This window comes from Acetitomaculum ruminis DSM 5522, assembly GCF_900112085.1.
GTDB lineage: Bacteria > Bacillota > Clostridia > Lachnospirales > Lachnospiraceae > Acetitomaculum > Acetitomaculum ruminis.
Genome location: NZ_FOJY01000027.1, coordinates 19,183 through 27,150 on the forward strand (window position 1 = coordinate 19,183; position 7,968 = coordinate 27,150).

Below are 7,968 nucleotides of genomic sequence, written 5' to 3' on the forward strand. Positions count from 1 at the left end.
CCTGCCGATATATCTTAGGAAAAGCACATAAACAAAGAAAACAGGGAGGTAGTAATGAAAAAAATCAGGTATCTTTTTATATTATTTTTAATGACATTTTTCTTTGTAATTTCTAATAATCAGTCTGTACTGGCATCTGAAAATCTTAAAGATTATGAAAGTGCCCTAAAGGTCAAGTCTTCGGCAGAAAGTAATGAGAATTTTCTTTACGAAATAAAAACAGATGAAAATTATGGCAAATACGCATCAATACTTGGAACTTCAAAAGAAGTAGAAGGCACAGTCACCCTTCCAAAATCCATTGATAATTATACTGTAAAAGAAATAGACAGCTATGCTTTTTACGAAAGTAATCTAAAGGAAATAGAAATTCCCGACAGCGTTGAAAAAATCGGAAATTATGCCTTTGCAAAATCAAATCTAAAAAGCCTGAAACTGCCTTTAAAACTGACTAGTATAAACAATCTGGCAATAGCCTATTGTTCTGAATTAACCCAAATCACCATTTCAGATGATAATAAATATTACAGCTGTGAAGAGGGTATATTGTATAATAAGGCAAAAACTATCCTTTTAGCCTATCCTTCATCTAAATCAGACGATTCTTATACAGTTTCAAGTGAGGTTAGAATAATTTCAAAAGGGGCATTTTTAGGATGTAATTGTTTAAAATCCCTTGTAATTCCTGATAATGTGGTAAGCATAGAAGAATTTTCCTTTATGGAATGTGAGCATCTTCAAAGCCTGGAAGTTGGCTTAGGTATAACAAATATTTCTCCGGGAGCAATATTTGCATGTGAATCTTTAAAATCCGTAACCATTTCCCCGAAAAACATATTTTACACATCAGAAGATGGAATTATATACAATAAAGATAAAACAAAACTTCTTATATATCCAATTGGACTTAGAGATGAATTTAAAATGCCAGGTAGCGTAAAAGAAGTTATGGATTATGCCTTTTATAAAAGTAACAACCTGACTTCCATAATATTTTCTGAAAATTTAAAAACAATAGGAACCGGGGCTTTTAAAGAATGCAAATCCCTTAAGTCTATTGAGCTTCCTTCTTCCTTAGAAGAGGTAGGTTCTCAGGCTTTTAGTGATTGTTACGGACTTTTGGATATAAAAATTACGGATGGTCTTATTAACTTAAAAGACCAGGCTTTTGCAAATTGCAGGTCTTTGGTTCAAATATCACTACCAAACACCTTAAGAAAAATGGAAAGCGGTATATTTTTAGGCTGTGATAAGCTTACAAACATACAGGTTTCAAAGGATAACAGTACCTATAGTTGTCAGGAAGGAGTGCTTTTTAATAAAGAAAAAACTATTTTGATATTATGTCCTAATGGCAAAACAGGTGAATATACTCTTCCTTCTTCAGTTATCACAATAGGCGAAGATGCCTTTTATTCATGCAGCCTTTTGACAGCTGTAAATCTTCCTTCAAAAATTAAAACCATTGGTGGAAATGCTTTTTCACAGTGTACTTCTCTTACACAGATGAAAATACCGGAGAGTGTTACAAATATAGAATATGATGCCTTTAACGGATGTTCAAAGCTTGCAAAGATTAATCTGCCTTCCTCCATAAAAAAGATTTCTGAAGAATCTTTTGCCAATTGCTCTAAGCTTGTAAATATTACAATACCGCAAAAGCTATCTTCCATTGAAGAAGATGCCTTTGTAAATTGTGGCAAATTAAAGAGTTTTACAATACCTGATAGTGTAAAAAAGATAGAAGATGGTGCATTTGAAGGCTGTGCTAACATTGTATTTTCAGTAATGGCAGGTTCATATGGTCAAAATTATTGTATGACAAACGGCTATGCTTACAAAACTGTAAAATACAATCCTGTAATAAATATAAAATCAAAAACCGCAAAATATAACGGCAAAGCCATAGGAATAAAGGTTACCAAGGTAGTAAACAGCACTGCTACTGTAAGCTATATCTATTATAAAGATAAAAAATGTACAAAAAAGACTGATAAAAATAATGGAGCCACATCACCGGGGAAAGCACCAAAAAATGTGGGAAAATACTATTGTATTGCCAGCGTGGCTGCCACAAATACAGCAAATTCCGCCAGCTCTAAAGCAGTAAAGCTAGAGATAAAAAAAGGGAATGCTCAGTTTAATAAAGTCACAGGGAAAAAAGTAATAAAATATTCTCTTTTAAAAAAACAAAATCAAAGCTTTAATATTAAAGTAAATGTACTTGATAATGCCAAAAAAACCTTTAAAATCCTAACTAAAACAAAAGGTATACAAATATCCAAAGAAGGAAAAGTTACATTAAAAAAAGGACTTAAAATGGGAACCTATACCATTAAATATTCTATTAGTACAAAGGCTACCCAAAATGTTTTCAAAGGAAGTATCACAAAGAAAATAAAAATTACTGTAAAATAAAAAAATGCTTATCAAAGGAAGTTTCTTTTGATAAGCATTAATAATTATTCATAAAATTTCTTTTTTTGAAAAGAAGCTAATATAGGAAGTAAAATTTTTTCAGGTATCAGCCTTGAAACTTTAATTAGAATACCGGTAAAAAAGTCAGGTACAATAATAACCTTTCTTTGCTTCATACTATGATAGGCTTCATAGGCGCATTTTTTTGCACTGATTCCCTTCATACTAAATTTAACATTAGCAACCTTGTTAAATTCTGTATCTACTGGACCCGGACACAAAGCCCCTATGTATACATGAGAGCCTGCTTCCTTTAACTCATAGGCAATGGCTTTGGTATAGCTTGTAACAAAAGCTTTCGAAGCATAATAAGCTGCCATATAAGGTCCGGCAGGTAATAATCCTGCAGAAGAAGCCACATTTAGGATATAGCCCTTATCCTCTAACATGAATTTTTGTAATATTAATTTTGTAAATAATTGGACTGCCTTAACATTTACATCTGTCATGGAAAGCTCTTTTTTTATGGAAGTTTCTGAATACTTCCCACTGTCTCCAAAACCGGCATTGTTAATGAAATACTTGACATTATAATTGTTTATTTCGGAAAATGTCTGTATTATTTCAAAAACTTTACTTAGGTCACAGGCAATATAGTTTGCTTTTATATTGTAATCCATTTCCAGTTTTCTACATATGTTTTTTAATCTGTTTTCCCGTCTTGCAATAAGCAAAAGATTGTAGCCTTTAGATGCGAAAATCCTGGCAAATTCCAGGCCTATTCCAGAGCTTGCTCCGGTGATAACTGCATATTCTTTATCCATATTTTTCCCTTTCCTTGCTTGTTAAAACTATTTGGTAACACTTCTAATTATAAAATTATATCTGAAAATAAGCCAGTATTTTTAAAAAAATCCTAGAAATCACAAAAAAAGAATCAACCGGCAAATTTGTGGGTTAATAATTATATACCCTATAGGGGCTTAAGTATCAAAAATTTTGATGAAAAGTATAGAAAACATATAAATTTTATTAAAAATATTTCTTGACAATAAATAAAGTGGGTATTAATATAAATGTATGAATATTCATTAAACAAAAGAAAGGGAAGACATATTTTCTTTTGTTAAAATTTAAAGAGCATATGCCCTTGTAACTTTTAAAACAGTAAAGCAGATTAATAGTATCTGCTTTACACAGGAATAGTTTAATAAAAAGGAGAGATGTAAAATGAAAAGCATTAAAAAACTATTGTCACTGTTGTTAGTATTTACCATGGTAATGTCTATGGGGCTGACAGCATTGGCGGCTGGAACACAAACACAAACCGATACTACGACGAAAACGGTGACCATTTTCATTCACAAAAGAGGTCCTGAGGGTAAAATTATTTTATCAGGACCGATAGATGTGACAGTTGAATCAGGTACAACTCTATATGCTGCAGTAAAAAAATTAGGGGATTATAAACCGATTTTTAAAACAGGAAAATATGATGGAGAAACATACAAATACCTTACCAGCATGTTAGTTGGTGGAAATATTTATTCTAGTGTAAGCAAAACTACAGTAGACGGAGACCACGGTCACTATGAAGGTTGGGACTGGGAGTATTATACTGGTATTAAAGCAGAAGGTCAGGATTATGCAAAAACTCCTATGTCATATGGTCAGGTTTATATGTCATCATTTGTAGTTACAGATGATTTATATGTAGATTTGGATTATGCCTATAATTCATTTGATTGGTAATCTTAAAACTTAACTAATGTAAATACAAAGTAGAGAGCTCATATTAATATTGAGCTCTCTACTAAAAAATAGTGGAGGAAATGAAAAATGATATTTAATTCTTCGAAAATCAAGTATATATCTTTGGTTTTCGCTCTTTTTTTGTTTAGTTTTTTTTCAATACCTGTCTATGCTGATAGCAAAAACCCTATAGAAAAAATAGAATTAACGGATATGGGAGATGTTTTTCCTTGTATACATTTAAAAGAAAATGTATATGTTTCTGATGGGGATACAGATTGTAGTTTTGGAGATTTTAGGGTTTATGTTACGGATTCTGAAAGATACAAAGTTACATCTGCTAGCAGTTCTTTTGACAATAATATGGAAATCAGTTTAAATACAAAAATATCAAATGTTTGGGAAGTTAACTCTATTGATTTTGGACCTGATTATCAATCTTGCGGCGCACAAGTCTTTTATTTTGATATTCAGGATACTCAAACTCAAAATACAGAAAGCTATATTCTTGTTGTTAAAAATGAGGATACTTTAGGAAGAGATCGTGCTTGTGTAACAAATCCTGGAGCTGAATTATTAGATTCCTCTAAGAATTCTTTGGAAGAGGCAAGAATAGATGCTGTAGAAAGTGTACCCCAGGTTAAGGAAGTAGATGATTTTAAAGAATCTAAGGTTTATTTAAGATTTACCAGACCTCATGAAGAATATACTGTTTTTACCTCAAATACTCTTCCTAAATGGATGTTACCTGAAAATAACTTTTTTAGAATTAACGGTTCTGAAAAAGTTCAGTTTAATTCATCAGATACAGGGAAAAATGATATTGTATCAGCTCCTATTTATCTAAAAAAAGGCATTAATGTAATAGAAGCTTACAGTGATACAAACAATAATCCATATTTGGGGGAGCTTAAAGTTTTTGGCTCAGATGACAATGGTTATGAGTTGGGAAAATTTTATGCTGAAACTGGAATGATAGATGAATTTGTATGGATTATTAATTATACCGGTGAGGAAAATCAACCTGTTCTTTCAGATAATAATGAAATAAAAGATATTCATGCATTTAATTATGTGTATAAATATTTAGACAATCCTGCAGATTATGCTACAAAAGTTGATGCTGAAAAGAATGAATATTCCATTGACCTTCCTGAAAATATGAAATATCCATACATACTTTTACAGATTAGAACAAAGGATGAGGCTTCGAAAGTGACCCTGCCTGAAAACATGGTAAAATCCCTTTATGGTTCTATTTATTCCATAGAAGTGTCACCGGGAGAGACTAAAGAAATCCCTGTCACAGTTACAGCAGAAAATGGAAATACTAAAGTTCATAACATAAAACTAAACTGGTTATCTTCTAAATGTAATATCGAAGATATTTCTATTGAAAATGGAAAACTTGAAGGAAGTTTAAATGCTGAAGATACTTCTTACTATGTAGAAACTGTTGGAAATGGAGATATTGTTTATAAACTGAAAATCTCAGAAGGTGCTAAAGCAAGCCTTAATGGAAAAGAAGGAACTAAAGAAGGAGATTTTTGCCTCTTTACTGCCAAGGCTTCTGATCCTTATACAAATATATTAGTTACGGCATATGATGGAACAAACAAAAAATTATATACTTTTGTAAATAAGACTCTTGGAAACTATTTTGGAGTATCAGAAACAACAAAGACTAAAGCAAAAGAACTTCTTAACAAGACAGATTGGTATTCTACTGAAAGTAATATTGCCCAAAATGGCTACTGGGATGTTTTAAAGAGGGCAGCTGCCGGATTATCCTTTGATAATACTAAGATATATGATATTACAAAAATGAGTGTTAACTTTTTTGAACCGCAAACATATGGCTTAGCTATTCTTGAGCTGGTTTTGGCAGGAGAAAATCCATACAACTTTAATGACACAAACTACGTGGTACTTCTTGAAAAATATGGCGAAAAGTATGAAAACAAGTCATTTGGTTCAAATGAATCGGATGTTTGGGCATATATAGGTCTTAAAGCTGCCGGAGCCCAAAATGATTATCCATATATGAATGACCTCTTAAACAGAGTGAAGTTTTTTGCCATGAATTCTTCTGGGGATATAGAATTAAGAAGCCTTGCCTGGGCTGCTTTAGGAGATGAGCTTAGCGAGAAACAAAAAATTTATCTTGTTGAAGAAGTAAGAGATAAATATCTTTCTGATAAAGATGATATGGCAGGTATCTTTACCTACTATGATAATATAAGTTATGTTACATCAAGTTTTCACGTGGCAGTTATGGAAGGTTTAAATGCCTTAGACTATGATGTGGAAAAATATCAGTTTGACGAAAGTCACTCACCTTTAAACACTTTAAAAAGCTTATTCTACAGCGAAGGAGAATGGTTAAACAAGGTTGGAGGTTATGCTGACGAGGACAAAGTAATTATAAGTCTTTGCGATATTGTAAACGGTGGAAGTATTTATAATAAATATGCACCAACTAAAGAAGAATTAAACAAGCTTGTTGAAATTGCAACTCCTCTTTTAGAGACAGCTTCAAAAACAGGTCAGGAGAAGTTAAAAGCAGCTTATGATGAGGCAGTTAAGGTTAAAGATTTAGAAAGCGGCTTTGGAAAGGAGTATTATAGCTTATATTCAGCCATAGCAGCCATTGACCCATCAAAGGTATCAAAACCAAATGCCCGTATGTGTTCGGATGCAGACTCAGAAAAGGTAGATGCAGTTATTGAGCTTATTAATAACCTTAAAGAGGAATATACTTTAGAAGATCTTCAAAACAAAGAAGCTTATGACGAGGCTTTGGAAGCTTATAATAGTCTTGATAAAATCTACTATAAGTCATATGTAACTAATATAGAAAAACTCTATAAAACAGCAGATATCTACGAAGACCTTGCTACAGCAAAAGAAGTAAGTGACATGATTAATGAGCTTCCTGAGAAGGTAAGCTTAGAAAACAAAGAAGCAGTTGAAAATGTTCAAAAAGCCTATGAAGAGCTGGGAGAACTTAATAAATACATAAGTGGCGATACTCTTGAAAAATATAACAATGCTCTTATGATTATTAAAACTGCACTTTTAGCAGAAAAAATAGGTAAGCTTCCTGAAGCAGATAAGATTACTTTAAATGACAAAGAAGCTGTTGAAAATCTCATAAAAGAGATAAATGCCCTCAGTGAAGATGAATTGGCATATTTAAAAGAAAACTATACAGATTCCATTAAAAAACTTGAAGATGCAGAAGCTGCAATCAAAAAACTTCAAGAAGCAGAAAACGCAGTTAAAAAGGGAGATAAAATCCTTGTGGGAAGTTTGCGTTATCAGGTAACTAACGTAAGCACAAAAAATGCTACAGTGAAATTTATTGGAGCAAAGACTACAGCTCTTACAAATATCACAATTCCTGCAACCATTAAATATAAGAATAAAACCTTTAAAGTAACAGAAATAGCTGATGCATCCTGTAAAAACTATGGAAAACTTAAATCAATAGTAATAGGCACAAATGTTACAACCATTGGTAAGAATGCATTTTATGCTTGCAAAAACCTTACATTAATAGAAGTAAAAGCCACAGCCTTAAAGAAGGTTGGAGAAGGTGCCCTTAAAGGCATTAATAAAAATGCAGTTATAAAAGTGCCTTCTAAGAAGTTACAGGCTTACAAAACCCTCTTTAATAATAAGGGACAAAACAATACAGTTTCTGTAAGAGGAGACGGAGAAGTTCTTATTGGACAATACTATTATAAAGTAACAAATACTATTATAAAGTAACAAGTGCCGGCCTTATATTTACAG

4 protein-coding genes are annotated in these 7,968 nt (G+C 32.2%); 3 read left to right on the forward strand and 1 reads right to left on the reverse strand.

Features of this window, described 5'->3' with window-relative positions; all coding sequences use genetic code 11:
• The first annotated feature begins 54 nt into the window (after nucleotides 1–54).
• Nucleotides 55–2,418 carry a leucine-rich repeat domain-containing protein gene (locus BM153_RS12700; RefSeq protein WP_092874701.1) on the forward strand — a complete coding sequence of 788 codons (2,364 nt, stop codon included), beginning with the start codon at nucleotides 55–57 and terminating at the stop codon, nucleotides 2,416–2,418.
• A gap of 44 nt (nucleotides 2,419–2,462) precedes the next feature.
• Here the strand turns inward: BM153_RS12700 and BM153_RS12705 are convergent, their stop codons facing one another.
• Nucleotides 2,463–3,242, reverse strand: coding sequence for an SDR family NAD(P)-dependent oxidoreductase (locus BM153_RS12705; protein ID WP_092874704.1), 780 nt, complete (start codon nucleotides 3,240–3,242; stop codon nucleotides 2,463–2,465).
• A gap of 406 nt (nucleotides 3,243–3,648) precedes the next feature.
• On the opposite strand from BM153_RS12705, the gene BM153_RS12710 reads away from it, so the two are divergent.
• Nucleotides 3,649–4,170, forward strand: a complete 522-nt coding sequence (locus BM153_RS12710) for a hypothetical protein (RefSeq protein ID WP_092874707.1) — start codon at nucleotides 3,649–3,651, stop codon at nucleotides 4,168–4,170.
• Between the two features lie 87 nt (nucleotides 4,171–4,257).
• Nucleotides 4,258–7,944, forward strand: a complete 3,687-nt coding sequence (locus BM153_RS12715) for a leucine-rich repeat protein (RefSeq protein WP_092874710.1) — start codon at nucleotides 4,258–4,260, stop codon at nucleotides 7,942–7,944.
• The last annotated feature ends 24 nt before the right edge of the window (nucleotides 7,945–7,968 follow it).

Excerpts from the sequence above, each read along its gene's own strand:
- BM153_RS12715 (WP_092874710.1), top strand. The coding sequence starts at position 4,258 with ATGATATTTAATTCTTCGAAAATCAAGTATATATCTTTGGTTTTCGCT.
- BM153_RS12700 (WP_092874701.1), top strand. The coding sequence starts at position 55 with ATGAAAAAAATCAGGTATCTTTTTATATTATTTTTAATGACATTTTTC.
- BM153_RS12710 (WP_092874707.1), top strand. The coding sequence starts at position 3,649 with ATGAAAAGCATTAAAAAACTATTGTCACTGTTGTTAGTATTTACCATG.
- BM153_RS12705 (WP_092874704.1), bottom strand. The coding sequence starts at position 3,242 with ATGGATAAAGAATATGCAGTTATCACCGGAGCAAGCTCTGGAATAGGC.